Raw genomic sequence first — 24439 nt, forward strand, 5'->3', positions numbered from 1 at the left:
TTGATCAGTGCAAAAAAGAAAAATAATTGTATGCTGATGAAATAAAAAAGCAGAGCCGAAGCTCTGCTTTTTTGAGTCAATCAGTTTTAGATCTTGCTGATCAAATCATTGATTTGTTTTGCTTGTTCAGCTGCATTACCAGTATAAGTTGCAGGAGTAAGCTCAGCTAAACGAGTACGTTCATCTTCTGGAACTTGCGCAAGTTCATCACCTTTCACGAAGTTTACCATCATGTCGCGTGTCATAGCCTGACCACGGGTAAGCGCTTTTAATTTTTCGTATGGCTTTTCAACGTTATAACGACGCATAACCGTTTGAATTGGTTCAGCAAGAACTTCTTGTGCTTGGTTTAAATCTTCGTCTAAACGTGCAGCATTCAATTCAAGTTTACCAATCCCTTTTAAGCAGGCATCAAACGCAATCAAGCTTTGCGCAAAACCAACACCCATATTACGTAATACAGTTGAGTCGGTTAAGTCACGCTGCCAGCGCGAAACTGGAAGTTTTTCACCAAGGTGACCCAAGACAGCATTGGCAATACCCAGGTTACCTTCAGAGTTTTCAAAGTCGATCGGGTTTACTTTGTGTGGCATAGTTGAAGAACCCACTTCGCCATCTTTTAACTTTTGTTTGAAGTAACCGAGAGAGATATAACCCCAAACATCACGGTTAAAGTCGATCAAGATGGTGTTGTAACGGCGTAAAGCATCAAACAATTCAGCCATATAGTCATGTGGCTCGATTTGTGTGGTGTACGGGTTGAAGCTTAAACCTAAAGACTCAACGAATGCTTGTGCATGTGCAGCCCAGTCAATTTCTGGGTAGGCAGAAAGGTGGGCGTTATAGTTACCGACAGCACCATTAATCTTGCCCAATAACTCAACATTTTCAAATTGTTTGATCTGGCGCGCTAAACGATAAGCAACGTTTGCCATCTCTTTACCCAAAGTGGTTGGGCTTGCAGTTTGACCGTGTGTACGAGACAACATCGGTTGGTCGGCATGTGTAATCGCCAAAGCTGAGATCGCATTGAGAATTTGTTTCATGCTTGAAACGAGAACCTCACGACCATTTTTCAACATAAGCGCATGAGACAAGTTATTGATGTCTTCAGAGGTACAAGCAAAGTGAATAAATTCACCTGCATTCTGTAATTCATCGATGTTGGCAATTTTTTCTTTAAGGAAGTATTCAACTGCTTTTACATCGTGGTTAGTGGTGCGTTCAATTTCTTTAATGCGGTTTGCATCTTGTTCAGAGAAATCTGCAACAATCGCATCTAAAGCAGCATTGGTTTCATTTGAAAATGGCGCAACTTCGATGATTTCTGCACGATTTGCAAGTGCTTGTAACCAACGCACTTCAACCGTGACACGAGCGTGGATTAAACCAAACTCAGACAAAAAAGGGCGTAGGGCATCGCATTTGCTAGCGTAACGTCCATCAAGTGGCGAGAGTGCGGTTAAAGCATTCATACAGATTCCTTAAAGTTTAGCTCTCCCTTGCGGAACTTTAGTCGTTCCTCAGGAGAGATTTAGAGAGGTTGTAAAACGGTATAAAAATAAATTCGTTGTAGCATCGGTCTATACCACCTGATACTGCAAACGAGCGAGAGCTTGAATATCTTGTAATAACTTGCGTTTGCTAAAGATCATCGCCCAAGAGCTACCACCGAGCTGTTTCCATAAATGCGCCAACTGCAAGCCTGTAAACAGGCAAGCACGAATACGGTTGGTATGGTTGATGTCTTTAAAAGCTTCGGCATTGCCACGCACTAAAATACGTGGATTAATCTGTCCTGCGGTTTCAACATAGGTCTGTGCGAGATTGGCAATGATGCTTGGGTGTAGATAGTTATTATCGAAAAATGAGAGTTGCTTTAAGATTTTTTGTTGTGCGGTTTCGATGATTTTGACGTACTCGGGATTACTGTAGACTTTCTTTTCCAGTTGCAATAAGGCCATTGCATAGGACATTGGCAGTTTAGCGGTGGACATTTTGGGAACACGAGATTTGGGTGACGTATTAAAAGGTTGGGTAATACAACCTTCTAATGTTTTTAAACCAAGTGAAATATCAGCAAGCTGGTTAAAGAAATCGAGGGTTTGCTTGGCATTATTGGCGGTCGGGCGGATATTCAGACTGGCTTTGATCAAGAGTTCAAAGTAAAAATTACCACTATCGCCAATACTTTGCTGACCTGCCATTGCGGTCATATGCGTAAGCTGGGTTGCTTGAAAGACCGCAGCCAATGCCAGAGCACGGTTCTGTCTAACATTCAACGCTTGAGTGTGCTGAAAGGGTAACTCGACCATGCTTCGCTTCCAATTTCCTTAAATAAAATCTGGTTCAGGTGCATTGGTATGGTGAATCACACCACCCCCTAAGCACACCTCTCCGGAGTAGAACACCACGCTTTGCCCAGGCGTTACAGCGCGTTGTGGTTCATCAAACTCAACCCGAATACCATGTTCAGTCTGTTCATCACGATAAATTGTACACGCCTGATCAGGTTGGCGATAACGGGTTTTTGCCGTGCATCGGAATCCAGTACTTGGAATATCCTGTTCACCTGCAACCCAATCAATCGACTCACTCCAAAGCTGAGTACTTTGCATTAATGGATGTTCATGTCCTTGGCCAATCACCAGTCGGTTATTGGCAATATCTTTATGCAGTACGAACCATGCACCTTCTTGTACACCTTTCATCCCACCGATACCAATACCACCGCGTTGACCCAGCGTATAGTACATCAAGCCATGATGTTCACCAACTTCTTTACCTGATTCCAAAACAATTTTTCCAGCTTGTGCAGGTAAATATTGTTTGAGGAAGTCAGTAAAACGGCGCTCACCAATAAAACAAATACCAGTTGAGTCTTTTTTCTTGGCTGTTGCTAAATCAAGTTGTTCTGCAATACGACGCACTTCAGGCTTTTCAATTTCACCGACAGGGAACAAGGTCTTGTTAATTTCGCGACCATGCACCGCATGTAAGAAATAAGTTTGGTCTTTGTTATTATCAACACCACGCAGTAATGGGGCATAGGTTTCACCGCGTGAGTTCTGCATGCTCGCACCACGACGCGCATAGTGACCTGTTGCAATAAAGTCTGCACCTAAGGTCATGGCATGATCAAGGAAGGCACGGAATTTAATTTCTTTATTACATAAAATATCTGGGTTTGGGGTGCGGCCAGCAGCATATTCAGCCAAGAAGTGTTCAAAAACACGATCCCAATATTCCATGGCAAAGTTGGCGGTGTGCAGCTTGATACCAATCTTATCAGCAACAGCCTGTGCATCTGCTAGGTCTTCTAATGCTGTGCAGTAATCCGTACCATCATCTTCTTCCCAGTTTTTCATGAAAAGACCTTCAACTTGATATCCTTGTTGAAGTAATAATGCGGCAGAAACAGAGGAGTCTACACCACCAGACATACCGACGATGACACGTTGTTGCATCTAATTAAGCGTCCAAATGAGAAGTTAATGAGGGAGAGAAAGGGTGCTCGTAAATAAGCGATAAAGGATATTTTTTGCCAGCAAGGGCATCTTTAACAGCTTTTAAAACCAATGGACTACGTGCACGTGCGGATTCTTGCAGCTCATCCAGATTCATCCACACCGCAGCAACAATGCCTGTATCCAGTTGCGCATTTTCTTCAACTGCCGTGACATGGGCCAAGAAGCAAAAGCGGTAATAGGTGCGGTCAGGAAACATTGGCGGTGTATAGGTGTAGATCCCGAGCAGATGATCGATTTCGACATGATGACCTGTTTCTTCTAAGGTCTCACGGATTGCTGCTTCGATAATGGTTTCACCACATTCGACATGACCCGCAGGTTGATTAAACACGGTATGTACAAAGCCTTCGCTGTGTTCTTCAACAAACAGAAAACGTCCGTCTTTTTCGACTACAGTGGCGACTGTGACATGAGGTGTCCAAGCGGTCATACAAAGCACCATGGTTTTAAAAAACGTATTCTACAAAATTTGGCTGTTTTTGGCTATATAGGAAGGCTAATTCGCTAAAGTGGAAGAAAAATATTTGCCATCATGAGTGAGTATTTGTTGTGTTGAGAATCGAAAAGGAATTGCTTCAAAAAAACAGAATGTGCTAGTGTGTTTTTTGATCGCAAGGTAAAAATAATTATTCCGCCCAAGAACAGTAGCCTTGGTTTGGCCTTTCAATGATTTAGAAGTAGAACAGATAATTGATTAGATTCATATACATCACACGGAGTTGAAGTCATATGCAACATATTAAAATTAAACCTGGTGTCGCTTTAGCAGAACAAGCAGAGATTGGTCATAATCGCTGGCATCCAGATATTCCTTTTTTAACATCGGTGAAACCCGGCGAAGAAATTCTGATTGAAAGTCTGGATTTTTTAGATGCCCAAATCAAAGATACCGATGATGTCTCCGATGTGAAAAATGTGGATCTTACTCGAGCACATCCTTTGACAGGACCTTTTTATGTTGAAGGAGCTGAGCCGGGTGATTTATTGGTAATCGATCTACTGGATATACAGCCAATCTCTTCGGTTGGCTTTTCTGGAGTCTTTGCCAAGGAAAATGGCGGTGGGTTTTTAGCTGATTATTTTCCTGAAGCGGATAAAGCAATTTGGGATTTAAAAGGATTATTTGCAACCTCGCGTCATATTCCCGGTGTACGTATCGCAGGTTTAAAACATCCCGGATTGATGGGAACGCTTCCTTCGCATGAACTTTTAAAGGAATGGAACCGTCGAGAAGCGTTATTGGTGCCTAAAGGGCAGGCCAATCCACCCGATCCAAGAACTGCGGTGCTGAGAGGCGTGACAGGAGCAGAGTTTGATCGGATGGCTGCTGAAGCTGCCCGTACAGTGCCACCGCGTGAGCATGGGGGTAATACCGACATTAAAGATCTTGCTGCGGGCAGCCGTATTTATTTTCCTGTATATCAAAAAGGTGCCGGCTTCTCTATGGGAGATTTACACTTTTCACAAGGTGATGGTGAAATCGGCTTCTGTGGTGCGATTGAACCGTACCGGGTTTGTCGGAGACTTTTTTATTTAAGTTAGGCCACCTGACCTAACGGGTTAATCTTATCATAGTACATTGCTTCAAACTCAAAAGGCGATACATAACCCAGTGCACTGTGTACACGCTTTTTATTGAACCAATCTACCCAGTTTAGTGTCGCAAGTTGTACATCTGCTAAACCTTGCCAATCTGCTTTTAAATATTCAATCACCTCTGTTTTGTATAAGCCATTCACCGTTTCAGCCAGAGCATTATCGTATGAATCACCTGTCGTACCGACTGATGCTCGTAAATTTGCAGCATCTAAACGATTGGTATAGCGAATAGAAAGATATTGAACACCTCTATCGGAATGATGAATCACATTCTTTGGCATGCCTCGATCGTGCAATGCTTGCTCCAATGCATCGAGCACCATATCTGTATTCATCCGTGTAGATACTTTCCATCCAACAATTGCTCGTGAGAACACATCAATAATAAAGGCGGTATAGACCCAGCCTGAATGTGTTTGAATATACGTAAAGTCACTGACCCATAATTGGTCAGGTCGATCAGCACTAAAATTCCGTTTCACTAAATCATCTGCTCGTTTTTGATCATCTCGGCTACGGGTGGTTTGTTTATTCTTACCACGCCAAACACCTTGTATACCTAGCTTTTGCATCAATCGAGCAACTGTACAACGATGCAATAACATAACCCTCACGTTTCAATTTTTGCCAAACTTTACGTACACCATATCGACCTGAACTTTCTTTCCAAATACGTTTGATTTGCTCTGCATGATGTAAATCATGCAGAGCACGTTTCGCTCGATGTTCTGGGTTATCAACGAAATCTAAAGCCCGATAATAGGTCGAAGCTGCAATCGGTAAAATTCTACAAATCGCTTCAACACCATATAACGCCTTATTGTTATGGATAAAATCCACCATTATTTGTGTGGGCGGTCGAGCTCCGCCTGGGCGAAAAAAGCGGCTGCTTTACGTAGAATTTCATTGGCACGTTTTAATTCTTTAATTTCACGTTCCATTTGCTTCATTTTTTCTTGGTCAGATACCTGTTGTACTTTGGCGGGATTTTGTTGATCTAAGTATTTTTGATACCAAACACGAAGTGTTTCAGGAGTACAGCCAATTTTAGGAGCAATTGCGGAAACTGCTGCCCAATTCGATGGATAATCTTTTTCAGATTCAATTAGTAATTGAACCGCTCTTTCTCTAATTTCGGGGGTATAGTTTGGTTTTTTCATCGGAATAGTCTCTCAGAATATTGAGTCTCCGACAAACCCGGTACGGTTCAGATTGAAATGGATGGGGTAACCCGTGTTGGTTTTGATCTGATTAAAGGCGGAATGGAAAAATATAATATTGATTCACCGATCTTTGTTCCAAGTAATGTCAGACCTAATTACGATCAGTGGTTAACCTTTGAAGGCATCAGTGTTGAAAATGGGGTAAATCATTATTTGGATGCCACAGTTGCCTATCGTCAGGCTTGTTTAAAAGCGATTAAGTATCTTGAGAATTTTGGATTTACCGGATCTCAAGCCTATATGTTGCTGACTGCTGCACCTGTTGAAGGGCGTATCGGTGGGATTGTGGATATTCCAAACTGCGCCTGTACAATTTCTTTACCAACCTCTATTTTTGAGAAGAATATTTTGCCGCAGGGTGCCTTAAACGAGAATAAGTTTTGGGGACGCCGTTAGTAATATGAATACCAGCGTATAAGAAGGATTTTAAGATGCCACTGTATGATTTTAGATGTGAACATTGTGAAGGGATTTTTGAGCAGAATGTCCCGATGGTCAGTATAGCAAGGGATAACACCTCCTGCCCATATTGTCAGCAATCCATGTTATTAAAACCGATGATTACAGGGCATCAAAAGATTTCAGTCAAAAATAAATGGCGACCCTCATCCAGCGCCGAGCAATTGGCAGGACCCTTGGTTGGAGGACCTGGGACCAGCAAAAAAAGTGCTCGGACTTCAGTGTTGCATAACTGCCGAGGTGTGAATTGTTCTTTGTGTGAGCTTTGATCGCTTGCTGGGATTAGCGCTTAATTATTTATATTTGATCAGCATTTAATAGAGTATTAAATGCTGATTTTCAAATTAATGCTCTTGATTGAGATAATTATCCTTCACTTTCACATAATGACGTGCTGAGTAAGGTAAAAATTCCATTTCTTTTTCGGTCAATGCGCGAACTTGCTGAACTGGACTACCGACATAGAGATAACCACTTTTTAACACTTTGCGTGGAGGAACCAGACTGCCTGCGCCAATCATCACATCATCTTCAATTATCACATCATCTAATACCACGGTATTAATCCCGATTAAGACACGATTGCCAATGCTACAGCCATGTAAAGTCACATGATGCCCAACTGTCACATCTTCACCAATCACCAGTGGAGAGCCATTCGGTTTAGATTGATTTTTATGGCTGACATGCAACATACAATGATCTTGTACATTGCTGTTTTTACCAATTTGAATTGAATTCACATCACCACGAATCACCGCAAAAGGCCAAACTGAAACATTCTCTGCTAATTTGACATCACCAATGACCACTGACATGCCATCGACGTAGCAGCTTGGATCAACATCAGGTTTTTGGTCTAGATAAGGGCGAATGTTATTTGGCATAGTTGCTTTCAATCGAAAATTTAAAGCCATTATAAAATAAAAAAGCATTCATACCCAAGGGCATGAATGCTGAATTAACTTAGTTTAAAATTAAAATAAGTTACTGAAAAACATTTTGATATGATCAAAGATACGTGCAAAGAAACCAGCTTCTTCAACAGGTTTTAATGCCACAAGTGGTTTTTCAGCAATCACTTTACCATCAAGGCTTGCGACTAATTTACCAACCACTTGACCTTTGGCTAAAGGTGCATTGAGTTTCGGTTGAACTACAAGCTGAGTCTTGATTTTGTCAGCTTGGCCTTTAGGCATAGTGACGTTGAAGTTTTCAGCTAAGCCAATTTGAACTTCATCTTGTTTACCAAACCATACTTTTGCTTTAGCAAGTACTTGGTTGGCAGGTTGAACGTTTGCCGTTTCAAAGTTGGCAAAGCCCCAAGCCAATAAAGTACGGGTTTGGCTGGCACGTTCATTCATGCTTGGTGTACCAAAGATCACCGAGATTAAACGCATTGGACCACGTTTACTTGAGGTGGTTAAGCAGAAACCAGCTTCATTGGTATGACCTGTTTTTAAGCCATCAACACTTGGATCGGTATAAAGCAGGGCATTACGGTTACCTTGTTTAATCCCGTTAAAGGTAAATTCTTTTTCAGAATAGATTGGGTAGTACTTCGAGCTGTCTTTAATGATGTGCTGGGCAAGAATTGCCATATCTTTTGCAGTTGAATAATGACCTTCAGCTGGCATACCTGTTGAGTTGATAAAATGTGTATTTACCATACCCACACGTTTTGCTTCTTGATTCATCATGTGAGCAAAAGTGCCTTCGTTGCCCGCAACGTGTTCTGCCATTGCTTTTGATGCATCATTGCCTGATTGGATAATGATACCACGTAGCATTTCCAAAACTGTCGCTGTGCCATTTAATGGAACATACATACATGATTCAGAACTGCTGCCACGACACCACGCAGATTCGTTCATGCGGACTTGTTCGTTTTCAGTCAATTCACCTTTTAAAAGCTTCTGCTCAATGATGTAGCTTGTCATCATTTTTGTCATTGAAGCAGGTGCAAGTTTTTCATTTTCATTTTTTGCAGCGAGAATCTGTCCGGTCTCGTAATCCATAAGTACATAGGATTTATTATTTAATTCTGGTGGAGCGGATAGGACAGTTGCTGCATATGAAAAGCTTGGCAAAAGGAGTAATGCAGCAAGAGCGCTTTTGTGAGTCATTCTAGGTGGTTCCAATATCTTGTATGAAGCAGACGAGCCTAGCATTTTAGGACAAAGCAAAGCCGACTTCTACGGGAGAAATCGGCTTTTTCATACAGTATTGTAACCTGACGCTTAATTGGTCGGATTATTTCGAATAATAATTACGAACATCATCGCAAATTTGACGGTTGTCATTGTCAGAAGCAGCTTTGGCATCAGCACGCGCTTCTTTTAAGGCTTCTTGGAAATCTTTGCCTTTCACACGCTTGTTTAGGGTTTCGACAGCTTTAGCATCGTTATTTAAATAGGCTTTGACTAAATTGTCATAGGCTTTATTAAATTTTAAATCTTTGCCAATTAAACTTGGGCAAATTTCAGATAGGACATAGATTGCCGCAAGTTCTTGCTTGGTCACACTATCAGAGGTAGGTGTTACTTCAATCTTTTCTGCTTCAGCGGCTTTTTTATCTGCTGCAAAGGCTGTAGGAGCTAAAGCGCTCGAAGCGATGAGCAATGATAAACCTAGTGTTTTAAAAACATTTTTCTTCATAAGAAATCAAACTCAAAACAAGACTTAAACAATTTGAATAACTTATAGCATAAAAGCATGTTAAAAAATGTATGTTTGCTGTAGGAAGCGTAGAGAAAGTGTGGCTTTCAATCTTCAAAATATAAAATTTGGTTAGTGTGATAAGGAGAGATACCCCTTTGGCTTGACATCCTTGTTTGTACATAACATGCTTAAAAAATAAGCTAAAGTGATTGGTCCGAGTGTGGCTAGTGGTATGCTTAAAGTCGCTTGAGCAGTAGCAAAAATGAGCAGGGTAAATAAAAGTACGAGAAAATAAAAAATTACATGGAAAAGGAGCTGGAAAATGAAGGCAAAATTCACTGGTGGTGTTGATATCGCCCTTAAACTTCCACCACACCAATTTGAAGCCACGGTTATATTTTATCGTGACGTAATTGGGCTTAAACAAATTACAGAAAAAGCACCTGATATTGGCTTTGAACTTGGTCCAGTCAAATTGTGGCTAGCGCCAGCGCCAGAAATGAGTCAAGCTGAGCTTTGGCTGGAATTGTTTACGGATAATTTTCCTGAGGCTGCTCAATATTTAAATACACAAGGGGTGACCCGTTGTGATGCAATTGAACCTTTGCCAGAAGGATTTCGAGGAGGGTGGATTACAAGCCCAGCCAATATTATTCATATGGTTCGAGAACCCGATGCTTGGTAATAATTTATATTGCTTAAATTTGAAAAAAATGTGCAGGGCGATTGAGGGGCTATTAGATGCGTTATACAGCTTGTGTGGTTTTAAACAGTTCTGTGTAAAACCACAGCAAAATCTTGAAAGCAGTTTAGCCTTCGAAATTGAGTACGTCTTCACATACTGATTTTTGTTCAGCTTTGTCCACTTCTGAGGCAGCTTCGCGAGCTTCTTTGAGTAGGTTTTTAAATTCTCCATCTTTTTGTAGACTGTCTAAAGATGCAGATTTGTCTGAGTAATTACTTAAATATGACCCCAGCATTTTTTTGATGTTCTGGTCAAATTTAGCATTCTTGCCAATCAGATTAGGGCACATTTCAATAAGGACTTGTGCATTGGCAATGTCATCTTTAATTAATGCATCCGCTTCTTTTGCTGAAACTGCTTCGTCTGCAAAAACAGCGGGTGCTGTTAAAAGTGTGAAACTTACCCCAAAAATTCGAATAAAATTAGATAAATGTCTCATGGCTGTATAAATTTCTAATACTATGAAGCCATAAATATATATAATTCAAGGAATAATTCAATTGAAAAAACTGCCTAGTAACATTGAAGAGATTTGATTTTAGTGAATATTTTGATCGCGAATGATGATGGTGTGTTTGCACCAGGATTACAGGCTTTAGCGCAAGCGTTAAAGCCATTAGGCCGAGTGGTTGTGGTCGCTCCTGAAAGTGAGCGAAGCGGTTACTCGAGTGCTTTGACCTTAGACCGTCCCTTACGTCCTATCCAGATTTCTGAAGATGTCTGGGCAGTTAATGGAACACCTGCGGACTGTGTTTATTTATCAATGAACGGTCTTTTTGATTTTGAATTCGATCTGGTGGTCAGTGGCATCAACAGCGGGGCAAATCTGGGCGATGATGTTCTATATTCAGGTACGGTCGGAGCCGCTTTTGAAGGACGGTTAATGAAACATCCTGCAATTGCCGTGTCATTGGCGGGCTCTAATGTTCGTGCTTATGAACATCCGCAGCACTATGCAGCAGCGGCGAAATGGGTCCATGACTTTATTGCTAAAGGTCTGCCCGTGCTGCCACCACGTCACATCTTCAATATTAATATTCCGGATATTGAGCAGATTAAAGGGGCACAAGTCACCTATCAGGGGCGCCGTGCACAATCAAAGCCGATTAGTAGTCATGTCGACCCACGTGGACGTCAAGTGTATTGGATTGGTTTAGCTGGAGAGGCAATTACTGACCCACAAGCAGGATCAAGTGAAATCCAGTCCGATTTTTTTGCTGTTTCAAATGGCTATGTCAGTATTACACCGATCCAGATGGACGCAACCAACTATGCGGTACTTGAAAATTTACATGCTCATGTAAATGGTTAGCCCTATGAATGTTATAAGTTTGTGAATATAGAAAGTGAGAACTCGTTTTTTCTCACTTTTTTGATACTCTTAGGCGCAAAGTAAATAAGGTTTTTTCGATGAGGGCGAAGATGCACTTAAACCATGTCTCGGTTTTTCTATCACAGAAGATGATTAAAACAATCGTTTTGTCTATGGCGGTTGCTACAGTGGCAGTTATGACAGGTTGTGCATCTAAACCGCAAGTAAATAGTGGAACACGTTATGTGCAAGCACCGAATTATTATACTGTACGCTCGGGTGATACACTAAGTGCAATCTCAAACCGTTATGGTCTGAACTATTTGGATGTTGCTGCACTGAATGGAATTGCACCGCCTTATCGAATTTATGTCAATCAGTCTTTACGTTTAAAAGGTTCTGTGGCGCAGCGTACAACCTCTACACAAGCCATGACACAAACGGCACCTATTCAACGTCAAAGTATTAATTTGCCAACTCAGCAGCCAGTTGTGCCAAAAACACAACCTGTTATACCGAGACCCGTTGTTCCTGCTGTCCCAGTTAATCCATCAACAACTTTGGCTTCAAGTCTACGTTGGGTTAAACCATCGAATGGTCCAATCATTCAAACCTTTAATTTAGCGAGTAATGTGAAAGGGACGCGTTACGGTGGGAATGAAGGTGATCCAGTTTTTGCTGCAGCAAATGGACAAGTTGTATACGCCGCGGATGGGCTTAAAGAATATGGTAATCTGGTTTTGGTAAAGCATATTGATGGTTACATCACCGCATATGCGCATAACAGTAAAATGTTAGTGAAGAGTGGTGACACAGTGACTGCGGGACAGAAAATCGCAGAAATGGGATCATCAGGTGCATCACGTGTCATGTTAGAGTTTCAAGTTCGTTTAGATGGTAAACCTGTGAATCCTGTCACAGTTTTACCAAATTAACGTTAAGATTATTAATAATCATTCAATAATTTATTAATAATCCTCTAGTGCATAAATAGACTTCCTTGTATACTGAATTGAGATTGCTTTCATTAGAACAATAAGCATATTAATAAATTAAGGTAAGAGGGAAGTCTATGCTAGATCAATTGCGTGCAATGGGGGTTTTCGCCTGTGTTGTGGAAAGAAGCTCTTTCAGTGGTGCAGCACGAGAGTTAGGAATCACAACCAGCGCAGTTAGCCAACAAATCCGTTCTTTAGAGCAAGAAATGGATGTTACCTTACTTCATCGCTCAACTCGAAAACTGAGCCTTACAGAGGCTGGGCAAGCATTCTTTTTAAGTTGCCAAGAAATGTTAGCTGCGGCTGAACGCGGCAAAATCCGAATTAATGAATTACGTGATGATCTTGTTGGTGATCTGCGTATTGCGACCACACCTGAACTTGGTGCATTGCATATTATTCCTGCGCTTTCTCATTGGATGTCAGCACATAAGGGCTTAGCCATTCATTTTGAAGCGGATCATCGTTATATCGATCTCATTGAAGAGCGTATTGATATTGCGATTCGAATGAGCCTGAAAGTGGATGATCATCAACTGACGGCTGTGCCTTTGGCGAGGGTTGATCAGGTATTGGTTGCTTCCCCAAGTTATTTGAATCAAGCTCAACCGATTACGCGTCCTGAAGATCTACGTCACCATGAATTACTTCCAATTACGCTCATGCAGAATTATCAGCATTTTGGATTCCGACATGGAACCAGTGGTGAAGTGGTGAATGTCGATATGAAGTCACGTTTAGGAACCAATAATGTCTTTGTTGCTAAGTCATTATGCCAACAAGGACACGGAATTGCCCGTATTTTATATATGGATATTCAAAAGGAATTGGTGAGTGGCTCTTTGGTTGAAGTGTTACCTGATTGGCAGTTACCTGCGTATACCTTACACGCGTTAACATCCAAACGTGAACAATATCCAATGAAAGTACATCGCTGTATTGATGCACTGAAGCAATATTTTGCTCAGTTACCTGGTGGACGTTCCTTGCAGGGCGTAGCCTGATTCATAAAAAAGCCATGTTCCCCAAGGAACATGGCTTTTTCTTTATTTCTTTTTCCGTTTCTTTGAGTTGATTGGCTTTAAGCTTTTTGCTTCAGCTACTGTTTCTTCAGTGTTTTTCGCTGCAAGCTCATCTTTTTTGGTCTTCTTACGCTTTTTCTTTTTCTTGGGTTCCTCATCTTCAACGGCCTCGCCATCTTCGATTGCTTGCCAGTATTCAAGCTGTTCCATCACTGCAGCATAGATCGAGTTTTTGGTATAGCGGCCTTTCTTATCGAGCGTCCCGACTGGGCGTGCCATCAGAATTTCTAAAGCTTGGTCAATGGTATCAATCGCATGGACATGGAATTGACCAGTTTGTACTGCATCGCTCACATCTTGGCGTAGCATTAAGTGCTGCATATTTTGACGTGGAATGATAACGCCTTGTTTGCCTGTTAAGCCTTGAAGCTTACATGCATCGTAAAAGCCTTCAATTTTTGCATTGACGCCACCAATCGGCTGTACTTGGCCCAATTGATTCATCGAGCCTGTAATTGCCCAAGATTGATCAATCGGAATTTGACAGATTGCAGAGATCAGGGCTGAAAGTTCTGCAACAGTTGCACTATCGCCATCGACTTGTCCGTAACTTTGTTCAAAAGCTAAAGCGGCGGAGAAGTGCAGGATTTGTTCACGACCAAAGTGAGCCTTTAAAAAGCTTGACATCAATAACACGCCTTTGGCATGTAGGGAACCACCAAGCTCAACACTGCGTTCAATATCCAGAATATCACCACCGCCTTGATACACTGATGCAGTCAGGCGAGACGGTAGACCAAATTCAACATCAGCGTAATGAATCACGGATAGGGCATTGATTTGACCGAGACGGTGTCCTGAGGTTTCAATTAATTGAGTCCCGCGAGAAAGATCCTGCCAATACAGTTCTCTTAAATAGCCTAAGCGATATTGACGGTGATGTAATGCTTGATTGACATGCTGGTCAGTGACGATCTTGTCATCTGCTTTAAATGCATGATGGTGTGCTTCACGAATAAGATCACCTAAGGTTGATGCATGTAGCGACAATGAACTTTGATCTTCCGCCTGACGGCTGGAATCAGTTAACAAAGCTGCGAGTGCAGAACGATCAAAGGGAAGCAACTTGTCAGCTTGAACATAATCTGCAATCAGCTGCATATAGGCCTGCTCATTACTGTCATTACGTTGTAATGTGTCGGTGAAGTCGGCGCGAATTTTAAAGACACTGCCTAATTCTGGTTCAACTTCCAGAATTTCATAATAAATTTCAGGTTCTGCAAGTAAAACCACTTTAATATCAAGTGGAACGGATGCTGGTTCAATAGAAATGCTACCTGTTAAGGTCAGCATGTGTTCGAGTGATGACAGTTTGAGTTGTCCCGATTTTAAAGCGCGTTTTAGACCTTGCCAGGCATAAGGCTGTTCAAGCAGTTGCTCTGCTTCAAGCATTAAAAAGCCCCCGTTGGCTTGATGTAAAGAACCAGGGCGAATCAAAGTAAAGTCGGTGGTGATGGTTCCGTTATGCGTGAGTTGTTCAACATGGCCCAATAGATTGTAATGCGTCGGGAAATCTTCAAAAATAACTGGCGCACCGCTATTGGGTTTGTTGGCAACAATCACATTGGCCTGATAGCGTGAAGGAACACGGTTAAACAAAGCAGGGGTAAAGTCATCTTCTTCTTGTTCTAGAATCAGCTCTACATTTTCAATGATATCTTCAGCATAATGTTTTAAATATAAGTCGAGACCTTTGACGTCTTTGTTTTTATTTAGGATCGATTCTACACGTGGCATGACGACCTGAGTAGCGATGTCGCGATTTAAACTTGAAACCTGATCCCGTGCGTCATCTTCTAAATCACCCAGATGCAGACCCAGGCGTTCGAGTTTTTTCTCCATATAACGAACATTGGCATTGATTTCAGCGCGTTCTTTACTGCCAAGTGCATTCAGTTCATTTTGACTTAACTCGTGATATTCATCGTTGCGGAGTTGCATCGGGATGAATGTATGTTTGTCATTACGAGAAACCAGTTTCAAATCGAGTTCTTCGCCTTCTTTGGTTAACTCGACTAAAGCCTTTTGCTGTACATCACCAGTATCCTGACGGATACGTTCAATGCGATTGTGATAACTTTCAGCGCTAAAACGACGCTCTAGTTGCTTTAAAATGATTTGCCATGCTTGTTGCAAAGCATTTTGAAATTTAGTGCCTTGTCCTGCGGGAAAGCGTAATGCAATCGGTTGTCTTGGATTTTTGAAGTTGTTGACATATACCCAATCATTCGGTGTTGGCATGGTTTTCGCGTGTTGCTGGAGTAAACGTTTGATCATGGTACGTTTACCTAATCCTGCAGTCCCAACCGCAAAAATGTTGTAGCCTGAGTATGGTAGAGAAATACCAGCTTCAACAGAAGCACGTGCGCGGTCTTGCCCTAAAAAATTATTCAGTGGTTTGATTCGTTTAGTTGAACTCGGAATTTCTACGAGGTCTGGAATATGCGTCAGTTGATCGGCACGTAAAGCGGTTTTAATCAGTGTTGCTTGTATTTCCGTCTGCTCAAAGGCACTTGGTAAAGAGTTTATATTTGCGTTAATAGTGTTTGTTGGTGTTAAAGATAAAGTTGTTGCAGTCATTTGATCGAGTTTTTGGGTCACTGTTGCTATCCAACAAATAAACTAAAGTTGAGTAATTAAAGGTATACAGTTTTAACCCTAAAGATCAAGCGAACTTGTGTTTTTTATCGACAAAACAAAAGAATGATTGCATAAAGCAACTTGCAAGAGAGAGCAAGAAACGATTGAATAAGCACATTCACGCATGTTCATGGAAAATAATAACCAATGACCACTCAAGCCTCTGGTTGGGCGTCGGCATTTAAAGCATTTTTAGATCGCCGTGCGCTGATTATGTTATTTCTTGGTTTCTCGGCAGGGATTCCAATTTTATTGATTTTTTCTAGCTTGTCATTATGGCTAGGTGAGGCTGGTATTGATAAAAGTGCAGTCACTTTTTTTAGTTGGGCAGCACTCGGTTATTCCTTTAAATTTGTGTGGGCACCACTCATTGATGAGCTGCCTGTACCCTTTTTGACCAAAAGTTTAGGTCGACGTCGCGCCTGGTTGTTAATTGCGCAGTGTTTAATTATTTGTGCGATTTGTATCATGGCCTTTTCTGATCCAGCGCTTGGAAAAAGTTATCTGGTTCAGATGGCGGCAGGTGCGGTCTTATTGGGTTTCTCTGCAGCTACACAAGATATTGTGATTGATGCTTACCGTATTGAGCTGGCTGAGACGGAAATGCAAACGGTTTTAGCTTCGACTTACAATGCCGGTTATCGGATTGGGATGATCGTTGCAGGGGCAGGTGCTTTGTTCTTGGCAGCCTATTTAGGCACAGCAAAAGGCAATTATATTTACGAAGCTTGGAAATATACTTATTTAACCATGGCAGCAGTGATGGTGGTCGGTATCATCACGACCTTATGTGTACGTGAACCCCAAGTAAATCGTGTTTATAAGCAGTATAAAACTACAGACTATTACCGTTTGGTATTTGTATTCTTTATTGCCGTTGTAACTTTTGTGCTCAGCTATATCTATTCAGGTAATGTGACCGATGAAATCGCAAAATCAGCAGCAATCAAAGACACTGCAACCTTGTTTGGTTTAGAAGCATTACGCTTTTTAACGGCCACCACAATTGCCTTATTGGCCGGTTTTGGACTGGTCAAGATGGGGGTGGTCAATCAGCAGATGGCGAAAGAAACATGGGTTGCGCCGATTTTAGATTTCTTTAAACGCTATGGGGTAAAACTGGCTTTAGTTTTATTGCTGTTGATTGGATTTTTCCGTATTTCTGACATTATTGCAGGGGTAATTTCCAATGTGTTCTATCAAGATCTGAATTTTAGTAAAGAGCAGATTGCTGAAGCGGTTAAAATTTACGGTGTACTTTTTAGTCTGGTTGGTGGTTTCCTGGGCGGTTTGCTGGCGCAGCGTATGAACATTATGAAATTGATGTTTGTCGGTGCGGTTTTAGCTAGTTCAACCAATTTGATTTTTATTGGTCTAGTCAAATCGGGCAAGCCACTTGATCAGGTTGAAGTTCAGGTCGGAGATCAGCACTATAAGGTACAGCCGGATGAGGTTGGGTATTGGAAGCTGCAAGTACCTAACGAAGTCTTATTAAAAGCACACCAAGTACAGGTGAGCACCCAATATCAGAATCAGGCAGCGTCTAAAATTCAGTTAGAAGTGCCATATTTAACTCATAAGCAACAACCTGAGATTCAAATATTGCCGATTAACAATGATGATCAATTAACACTGAAAGAACTTAAACAAAGTTTAGTGATCAAAGGTCAGCTCGCAGGGGTGAAAGCGGAAGAGTTAGATGCAGAACGTCCTGTGATTTTAAAGTTGGATGGGCAGGAGTTTACCGCAAAAATTGACCAAAAGGGCTTGTTTACAGGGGCTATCGATGGAAAGTTATTACACGCTTCTCCGACTAAAACAGTCCAAGCTATGGCTAACTTAAAATCTCATACCGGGAAAGAAGTGTTAGCAATGCGACAATATCGTATCAATTCTGCTGCTCATGCGGACGTTTTAGATATTGATATTCAGCCTGTGGCTGTACTTGATCCAGCCCAGTCAGGCACTGTAGAGCTTTCTGGAAAGGTAATTAAAAGTTATAGCTCTTTATGGCTGTACTTTGCAATTATTATCGATAACCTGGCTTCAGGTCTGGCAGGTGCTGCTTTTATTGCCTTTTTATCTAGTTTAACCAGTGTGTCATTTACGGCAGTTCAATATGCAATTTTCAGTTCTCTGATGACACTCACACCTAAGTTGTTGGGTGGATACTCTGGAACTATTGTTAGTAATATTGGTTATCCGAATTTCTTTTTAATGACGACTTTAATTGGGATTCCAATTTTATTTCTCGTGGTTTGGGTCGCGAAATTATTACGTGACCATGAAAACCGAACAACACAACAGACAGGTGAATAACTATGCGCATGTTACATACGATGCTACGAGTAGGTAATTTAGAACAATCTTTAAAGTTCTACACTGAGGTGCTTGGTATGAAATTGCTACGCCAGCGTGATTATGAAGAAGGGCGTTTTACGCTAGCTTTTGTGGGTTATGGTGATGAAGAAAATAACACGGTACTTGAGTTAACCCATAACTGGGATACCGAGAGTTATGATCTTGGCAACGCTTATGGCCATATTGCGATTGGTGTGGAAGATGCTTATAAAGCATGTGAAGAAATCAAGGCACGTGGCGGTAAAGTCGTGCGTGAAGCAGGCCCAATGAAAGGTGGTGTTACGGTAATTGCTTTTGTTGAAGATCCAGATGGTTATAAAGTTGAATTGATTCAACAGGATCAAAACGCACGTAATAATTAGGCTTTGGTCTGGTCAGTCCAAGATTTCTGATCTAAAGCCCTAGCTTTATTTGTAGAGCCCAGTATGATGAGTCGATCAAATGGTCAACAACATCATATTGGGCTTTATAGTTATTCGTGAGTAGATAAGGATAGGTTATGTTGAAGCTATTGGCAGTGGATCGCTTTACAATATTATTAATTGCAATGGTCGTACTGGCGACTTTTTTACCCGTCTCTGGACAGGCTGCGCATTATTTTAATATGCTAACCACGGTTGCGATTGCCGTATTATTCTTTTTACATGGCGCCAAGTTATCACGTGAAGCTGTGATTGAAGGTATGCTGCATTGGAAAATGCATGCGCTCGTTTTTGCTTTTACTTTTCTAATTTTCCCAGCAATCGGATTGTTGGCGAAACCTGTGTTAGAACCGCTTTTAGGGCAACAATTGTATTGGGGTTTTCTGTTTATGTGCTTCTTGCCATCGACAGTGCAATCTTCGATTGCATTTACCTCGATGGCTAAAGGCAATGTTGCTGCTGCTGTTTGTAGTGCTTCTTTCTCAAATATTATCGGAATGTTTATTACTCCAATTTTGGTGAGCTACTTCATTTTGGGACAAAGCCAACATGGTTTTGATCCGACTAAATCTATTATCCAGATTACATTGCTGCTGCTGGTGCCTTTTGTTCTGGGGCAGTTACTGCGTCCTTATGTGTTTCCTTATATGGTTAAAGTCCCAAGTGTCGTTAAAGCTTTCGATCAGGGTTCGATCTTAATGGTGGTATATGGTGCATTTAGTAGTGCTGTAATTGCGGGGCTTTGGCATCAGGTCAGTGGTCTAACGTTATTATATTTGGTGCTGGCATGTTCGCTGCTGTTAACCATAGTCATGCTATTGGCTTTGTATTTACCTAAATGGCTGGGCTTTAATCATGCTGATCAAGTCACGATCTTCTTCTGTAGCTCCAAGAAAACCTTGGCGAGCGGGGTGCCAATGGCACAAATCCTGTTCATTGGACAGCCATTAGGGATGATAGTACTGCCAATTATGATTTTTCATCAAATTCAGTTAATGGTCTGTGGCATGATTGCGAATCATTGGTCAAAATCAAATCAGGAATAGTTCGCAAAAGTGAATTCTTTGGCGTATAATACTCGCCACTTGTTGGCTTTGCTCTGACCATAGAGTCTCGGTGAGTCAAAAGAAATGGTCTGTTGTGGTGTTGATCTGCAAGTGTGAAAACACTTTGCTTTCCTCAAATTGAGAGTGATCAATTGCGATAACAGCTTAAGCCTTTCTTACTTAATAGGAGCATCGACCATGCGTGCCGATATTCACCCTAAATATGAAAAATTAGTTGCTACTTGTTCATGTGGTAACGTAATCGAAACTCGTTCTGCTCTTGGTAAAGAAACAATTTACCTTGACGTATGTTCAGCTTGCCACCCATTCTATACTGGTAAACAAAAGAATGTGGATACAGGCGGTCGTATCGACAAATTCAAACAACGTTTCTCTGGTATGTCACGTTCTATCAAACGTTAATACTAAGAAAGAAAAAAACGGGCAATATGCCCGTTTTTTTGTGTCTGTTAATTTTCCTTCTTTTGAAAAGGTGAGGAGCTATAAAGCTCCATAAGAAGGATTTTTTATTGATCTTGAACGTCCGTGAGACGATCGAGTTTCTTCTGGAAATAGTTACCTTGCAGGAAGCGAGCCTCAACATTCCATGCATTTGCAAATAAATTCATGTCATTCAGTTCCATCAAGAAAATTTCCACGGGTTTTTGACCGATAAAATGTAGGATTTTCTCTTGTAGGGTTGAGATGTCTTTATCTGAACTCAGCATTTTGGTGAGCTTGCTATGTAAATTGAGGTACTGTACATCAATTTGCTGTAGCATACTGTCGCTGTACAGCGAGTCGCCAAAACCACGAATTGAAATTTCGGCACCATGTTGGCGTAGTAAGGCAATCTGTGGCTGTGCTTGAGAAAGATTCTGTTGCAGTGCCTGCTCTGAGAATTGCAAGATCAGTGGATGTGCTTGTTTACTACCAATAATGGTGAGTAGTTTTGCAACCAGCTCAGGCAGTTGCTTATCATTTAATAGTACCTGATGATTCAGGTTAACAATCAGTTTTGCCTTAGGATATTGGGTAATAAAATTGTGCAATTGTTTGCATGCTTCAACCAAAACCCAGCGATCAAGTTGAACAGAAAGCTCAGCATCATCTTTAAGATCAGCCAGATCACTTAGGTCTTGCCATTGATTGTTATAGATAAAGCCACCAGAAACTTCATAGGTATGCGTGTGCTGATCTTGTTTATCATAAAGTTGCTGATATTTAAGATGGATATCACCCGCATCCAGTTTTTGTTTAAGCTCTTGTAGCAAGCTTAACTGTACTTTTGTTGGAATATGTTCGGTTGTCAAACCAATATCGGTATCAATTTTTGGACTGTTGAATACGGGTAAAGCTGTAGAGAATGCTTTGCTGAGAACTTGCTCAAACATGGCCTCATCTGGAATGGCTTGTGCAAGTTCGCAATATCCCAATTTTAGGTGTAAAGGGAAGGTGTAATTTGCTGTCGCTAAAAGTTGGGGTTTTTGCAAGCTATTTAAACCGATCAGCAGTGAATTTAAAACATTCTTAGATTCAGCTTGAAACAATGCAACGAAGAGTGTGCTATCGACTTGATAGACAGGAACACTCACTTGTTCTTTGATAAAGTTTTGGATATTGGCAAAATATGCTTTTGTTCCGCGCCAATCATTTTGGAAAACTTCATTTGGGCAGCTACTGAGACTAAATAGCACAATCGCATTGGCGTTGGCTGGATGATTGGTCAGTTGTCGATTGAGCTGTTGTAAAGCTGTGCCTAGAGTCGAGACTTTTTCAGATGAAACAGTCGCTGCTGGCGCTTGAGTTATCACCTGAGCAGATGTAGGGCACTCAATATTGAGTTGAATTTCCTCTTCATTGCCTGAAGGCAGAAACTCTAGGTGTAATGGATTATTCTTTACGGTTGAGTTTTGAGTCCGAAGTTCAAAGCGCCCTTGCTCAAATTGTCCTTGAGAGATCTTTTTAAAGCGGAGCTTAAATTGCCCTAAATCTTCGGGTTGTAACACATCAAGAATTGGCAAGCCAATCAATTCATCTACATTACTAAAACCAAATAGGTTGGCATATTCAGTATTGGCACTGATATGAATACCTTCCTGTAAAATGGCAACTGCTTTATGTGTCTCTGCAACCAAAGATTGTGCTTGCGATTGTGCGGCTTCCAACTCATTGAGCAAGCGGTGCTCGGCCTGCACCAAACGACTATACGACAGGGCACGGATCATATTGATATAAAACGTTTCAGGTGTTTTTAAATTCACTACATCATAGATTCCTTTATGAATATAGCTCTGGTATTGATCAGTATCAAAGTCATCTGGTTCAAATAGTAAAACTGGTAAACTGGGTTGGGATGATGCCTGTATTAAGGAAAGCGTTTGCTCGATTTTTAGGTCATAGGCACGACCAAAAATCACAATATCCCAAGGTAGATTGAGCTGCTTTTCAAATGTCTTAAGATCATCTAGCAAAGTGGCTTTAATTTGATGATCTTGTGCTTTAAAAATTGTCGCAATTTGATTATAACGAAGCTGGTTGTCGTCAATAATCAGTAAACGTGTTTCAGTGCGTTTTAGTTTTTTAGAGAGTAAAGAATTTCTCACTTCAATGCTTCCCATAAATCTTGATCAATTGTATCCATATTTTTTTGAGCCATATATTTTTGCAGAACAGGAAGTTCTTCTTCATTTAACAGTTCAAACTCAAATTGAACAAAACTCTGGGTAATTAATTGTGCGTTTAATAAATACACTTTGACTTCCTCTTTCCCCAATCTTAAATGAACAGCTTGGTGTTCTCTAAAAATCTGTGAACCTGGCAAAATTAATGTAGTTTTTGTTTCATCCAGATTTTGATTTTTTAATAAAAGTGTTGGATGATAATTGCTGATATGTCGATCTGCTTGTAAACGAACTGCACAAGGAAAAATCTCCTGTGCCAATACTTCCAAACCGAGTTCTAAACTTTTTTCGGTTGATTGTTTGAGCCAACGAATTACTCCTCCACGCCAATGCCCATGTGATGTTTCTTTAACTAAAATATACTCGCCTGTTCTAAGATTTTTTGGTGCTTCTCCTGACCATTTAATACGATAACCATTGACGCTGATATCCAGAATGTCAGCCTGATATACTGCTTTACTTTCGCGGCTTAGACGTTGAATTGCTGATTCCTGGTTGTCTGATGTGCTTTTTTTGTCCCATGCGGACATAAACTTCGATTCATTTTGCAGACCGTAGCTATGATCTAGCAATAAAGTTTCTGAAAAGTTTTTGGCTTTTGAAAGATAAAAATGCGCTGTAAGCAAGCCAAAGCAGATATGCAGTTGCGCGGAATACTCATAACGTTCATGACGGCGTTCCGCTGTTGTACCTAAAATAGTTTGCACATGGAACTTTAGTGCAGGAGTTAAATAAATTTTTTCATTCTTGGAAATGTATTCCGCATTTTTATGCAGTGTCGCCGTGACATGATCCAACAGGCTATGGGTACTGATAAATATGTTTGGATTAAAGCCTGAGCTTTGCTTTTTATTATAAATTGGTGGATGGTCTTTCGTAGTATCTACGACATATTTGGTTAAATCTGTTTCTTTAGATAACACTTGAACCATTTTAGCCCAGTCAAAACTACACTGGAATAAAGCCTGAATTTCAGATTGACGGATTTGATTGGTATTAAAAATATCCATCAAAATCAATTGGGCATAAGCTTGGCTAATGTTGCTAATCGCGCTTGGTTTGCCCTGAGCTTGATCGAGGTTGGTATGCTGGTATTTATGCATGACTGCTGCATCATAGAGTTGATGTGCAATTAGCCATTGCCCTGCAACAGGCTCGCTATACAACATATGTTGTTGATAGAGTAGCTGTGTTAATTGTTGCAGCGATTGAAAGGTGGCAAGTGTTCTTGCCGTTTGCAGGTTCTTCTTTTGATTTAGAGCAAAAATAGAAAACTTTTGCTGATCGAGTTGATCGTTACTACGGCGCACAATATTGATATAGATGGCGGCAAAATAACAACGCAATAACATCGCCAACTCGATGATGTGCTCATTACGGTCTGAACTGATCACACCCTGATTAAAAAAGTTTTTTTCCAGACTGCCCAGAACATTTTCAATAGTCGGGTGTAGAACCTGCACTAAATCAAAGCGCAGGGTTTCAGAACATTCTAATTCACTAAGTTCTAATAAGGCGGCAAATAAAGCCTTCGAAGTATCACCTAACTGCATAATCGACAGGTTTGAGACCCATTCATTCAGACTTTTTGAATTGGTATCACAGAAACTGAGTTTGTCCCGTCTCAAAACTGTTGGAATTTGAAAAATATCCGAAAAAGCATTATTCATCATTGTG

Annotated in this window: 20 protein-coding genes, 3 pseudogenes and 1 other annotated feature; of the genes and pseudogenes, 11 read left to right on the forward strand and 12 right to left on the reverse strand. The window is 41.0% G+C overall.

The window, feature by feature from the left end; genetic code table 11:
- Positions 1-86: 86 nt before the first annotated feature.
- From purB to NQU59_RS09970, 4 genes are all read right to left on the reverse strand, one after another.
- The gene (purB, locus tag NQU59_RS09955) at positions 87-1475 is read right to left on the reverse strand and encodes an adenylosuccinate lyase (protein WP_005243024.1); all 1389 of its coding nucleotides are present in this window, start codon (positions 1473-1475) and stop codon (positions 87-89) included.
- Positions 1476-1583: 108 nt separating this feature from the next.
- Positions 1584-2315, reverse strand: coding sequence for a high frequency lysogenization protein HflD (hflD, locus tag NQU59_RS09960; protein WP_005271865.1), 732 nt, complete (start codon positions 2313-2315; stop codon positions 1584-1586).
- An 18-nt stretch (positions 2316-2333) separates the two neighbouring features.
- Positions 2334-3467 carry a tRNA 2-thiouridine(34) synthase MnmA gene (mnmA, locus tag NQU59_RS09965; protein WP_005271862.1) on the reverse strand — a complete coding sequence of 378 codons (1134 nt, stop codon included), beginning with the start codon at positions 3465-3467 and terminating at the stop codon, positions 2334-2336.
- A gap of 4 nt (positions 3468-3471) precedes the next feature.
- Complete coding sequence (locus tag NQU59_RS09970) at positions 3472-3960, reverse strand: NUDIX hydrolase (protein WP_043974389.1); 489 nt, start codon at positions 3958-3960, stop codon at positions 3472-3474.
- Positions 3961-4259: 299 nt separating this feature from the next.
- Between NQU59_RS09970 and NQU59_RS09975 the strand changes: the two are divergent.
- Positions 4260-5051 (forward strand): annotated as a pseudogene (locus NQU59_RS09975) (acetamidase/formamidase family protein); the annotation flags it as partial.
- 17 nt (positions 5052-5068) lie between these two features.
- Here the strand turns inward: NQU59_RS09975 and NQU59_RS09980 are convergent.
- Positions 5069-6289, reverse strand: a pseudogene (locus NQU59_RS09980) (IS3 family transposase).
- Positions 5898-6014: a sequence feature (AL1L pseudoknot), on the reverse strand. It overlaps the preceding pseudogene by 117 nt.
- 51 nt (positions 6290-6340) lie before the next feature.
- On the opposite strand from NQU59_RS09980, the pseudogene NQU59_RS09985 reads away from it, so the two are divergent.
- Positions 6341-6748, forward strand: a pseudogene (locus tag NQU59_RS09985) (acetamidase/formamidase family protein); the annotation flags it as partial.
- Between the two features lie 35 nt (positions 6749-6783).
- Positions 6784-7080 (forward strand): FmdB family zinc ribbon protein, encoded by a 297-nt coding sequence (locus tag NQU59_RS09990; protein WP_081408471.1) that lies wholly within the window; start codon positions 6784-6786, stop codon positions 7078-7080.
- Between the two features lie 75 nt (positions 7081-7155).
- On the opposite strand, the gene NQU59_RS09995 is transcribed toward NQU59_RS09990, so the two are convergent.
- From NQU59_RS09995 to NQU59_RS10005, 3 genes are all read right to left on the reverse strand, one after another.
- Positions 7156-7698, reverse strand: coding sequence for a gamma carbonic anhydrase family protein (locus tag NQU59_RS09995; protein ID WP_043974187.1), 543 nt, complete (start codon positions 7696-7698; stop codon positions 7156-7158).
- Positions 7699-7788: 90 nt separating this feature from the next.
- Positions 7789-8937, reverse strand: coding sequence for a D-alanyl-D-alanine carboxypeptidase PBP5/6 (dacC, locus tag NQU59_RS10000; protein ID WP_043974190.1), 1149 nt, complete (start codon positions 8935-8937; stop codon positions 7789-7791).
- Positions 8938-9064: 127 nt separating this feature from the next.
- On the reverse strand, positions 9065-9469 hold the full coding sequence (locus NQU59_RS10005) for an MCR_0457 family protein (protein ID WP_005243001.1): 405 nt from the start codon (positions 9467-9469) through the stop codon (positions 9065-9067).
- 325 nt (positions 9470-9794) lie between these two features.
- Between NQU59_RS10005 and NQU59_RS10010 the strand changes: the two genes are divergently transcribed.
- A complete protein-coding gene (locus NQU59_RS10010) occupies positions 9795-10157 on the forward strand; it encodes a hypothetical protein (RefSeq protein WP_257063298.1) in 363 nt (120 codons plus the stop codon).
- A gap of 124 nt (positions 10158-10281) precedes the next feature.
- Here the strand turns inward: NQU59_RS10010 and NQU59_RS10015 are convergent, their stop codons facing one another.
- Positions 10282-10656, reverse strand: coding sequence for an MCR_0457 family protein (locus NQU59_RS10015; RefSeq protein WP_257063299.1), 375 nt, complete (start codon positions 10654-10656; stop codon positions 10282-10284).
- A gap of 102 nt (positions 10657-10758) precedes the next feature.
- Here NQU59_RS10015 and surE point away from each other — a divergent pair, with 102 nt between their 5' ends.
- The 3 genes from surE (at position 10759) to NQU59_RS10030 (ending at position 13531) form a co-directional block, all read left to right on the forward strand.
- Positions 10759-11529, forward strand: a complete 771-nt coding sequence (gene surE / locus NQU59_RS10020) for a 5'/3'-nucleotidase SurE (protein WP_257063301.1) — start codon at positions 10759-10761, stop codon at positions 11527-11529.
- A 110-nt stretch (positions 11530-11639) separates the two neighbouring features.
- On the forward strand, positions 11640-12464 hold the full coding sequence (locus NQU59_RS10025; RefSeq protein WP_005242996.1) for a peptidoglycan DD-metalloendopeptidase family protein: 825 nt from the start codon (positions 11640-11642) through the stop codon (positions 12462-12464).
- Positions 12465-12601: 137 nt separating this feature from the next.
- Positions 12602-13531 (forward strand): LysR family transcriptional regulator, encoded by a 930-nt coding sequence (locus tag NQU59_RS10030; protein WP_005242995.1) that lies wholly within the window; start codon positions 12602-12604, stop codon positions 13529-13531.
- Between the two features lie 42 nt (positions 13532-13573).
- Here NQU59_RS10030 and NQU59_RS10035 read toward each other — a convergent pair whose 3' ends face one another.
- Positions 13574-16210 (reverse strand): Lon protease family protein, encoded by a 2637-nt coding sequence (locus tag NQU59_RS10035; protein WP_257063303.1) that lies wholly within the window; start codon positions 16208-16210, stop codon positions 13574-13576.
- Positions 16211-16396: 186 nt separating this feature from the next.
- On the opposite strand from NQU59_RS10035, the gene NQU59_RS10040 reads away from it, so the two are divergent.
- The 4 genes from NQU59_RS10040 to rpmE all read left to right on the forward strand — a co-directional run bounded on the left by NQU59_RS10040 (position 16397) and on the right by rpmE (position 20501).
- Positions 16397-18568: an AmpG family muropeptide MFS transporter gene (locus tag NQU59_RS10040; RefSeq protein ID WP_257063304.1), complete on the forward strand. Its 2172-nt coding sequence runs from the start codon at positions 16397-16399 to the stop codon at positions 18566-18568.
- A gap of 2 nt (positions 18569-18570) precedes the next feature.
- Positions 18571-18972, forward strand: a complete 402-nt coding sequence (gloA, locus tag NQU59_RS10045) for a lactoylglutathione lyase (protein ID WP_005242991.1) — start codon at positions 18571-18573, stop codon at positions 18970-18972.
- Between the two features lie 137 nt (positions 18973-19109).
- Positions 19110-20078 carry a bile acid:sodium symporter family protein gene (locus NQU59_RS10050; protein ID WP_005242989.1) on the forward strand — a complete coding sequence of 323 codons (969 nt, stop codon included), beginning with the start codon at positions 19110-19112 and terminating at the stop codon, positions 20076-20078.
- Positions 20079-20276: 198 nt separating this feature from the next.
- On the forward strand, positions 20277-20501 hold the full coding sequence (rpmE, locus tag NQU59_RS10055; RefSeq protein ID WP_004652835.1) for a 50S ribosomal protein L31: 225 nt from the start codon (positions 20277-20279) through the stop codon (positions 20499-20501).
- 104 nt (positions 20502-20605) lie between these two features.
- Here rpmE and NQU59_RS10060 read toward each other — a convergent pair whose 3' ends face one another.
- Together NQU59_RS10060 and NQU59_RS10065 are read right to left on the reverse strand one after the other, a co-directional pair.
- Entirely contained in the window at positions 20606-22699 is a 2094-nt protein-coding gene (locus tag NQU59_RS10060; RefSeq protein ID WP_043974198.1) for an EAL domain-containing protein, read from the reverse strand.
- The gene (locus NQU59_RS10065; RefSeq protein ID WP_005242987.1) at positions 22681-24435 is read right to left on the reverse strand and encodes a hypothetical protein; all 1755 of its coding nucleotides are present in this window, start codon (positions 24433-24435) and stop codon (positions 22681-22683) included. Before NQU59_RS10065 ends, NQU59_RS10060 begins: the two co-directional genes overlap by 19 nt.
- Positions 24436-24439: the final 4 nt, after the last annotated feature.

It is taken from the genome of Acinetobacter colistiniresistens, assembly GCF_024582815.1.
GTDB lineage: Bacteria > Pseudomonadota > Gammaproteobacteria > Pseudomonadales > Moraxellaceae > Acinetobacter.